This is a genomic window from Rhizobium sp. RHZ01, assembly GCF_014851595.1.
GTDB lineage: Bacteria > Pseudomonadota > Alphaproteobacteria > Rhizobiales > Rhizobiaceae > Rhizobium > Rhizobium altiplani.
In genome coordinates, this window is sequence record NZ_JACUZZ010000151.1 from 1 (window position 1) to 255 (window position 255).

1 rRNA gene is annotated in these 255 nt (G+C 50.6%); it reads right to left on the reverse strand.

Annotated elements, in window-relative coordinates:
* Window positions 1-255 (reverse strand): 23S ribosomal RNA (locus IB248_RS31235); the annotation flags it as partial.

Below are 255 nucleotides of genomic sequence, written 5' to 3' on the forward strand. Positions count from 1 at the left end.
CCACAAGTCATCCCAATCTATTGCAACAGATGCGGGTTCGGTCCTCCAGTTGGTGTTACCCAACCTTCAACCTGCTCATGGCTAGATCACTCGGTTTCGGGTCTAATGCAACAAACTAAATCGCCCTATTCAGACTCGCTTTCGCTTCGCCTACACCTACCGGCTTAAGCTTGCTTGTTACACTAAGTCGTTGACCCATTATACAAAAGGTACGCCGTCACCCTTGCGGGCTCCGACTGTTTGTAGGCATCCGGT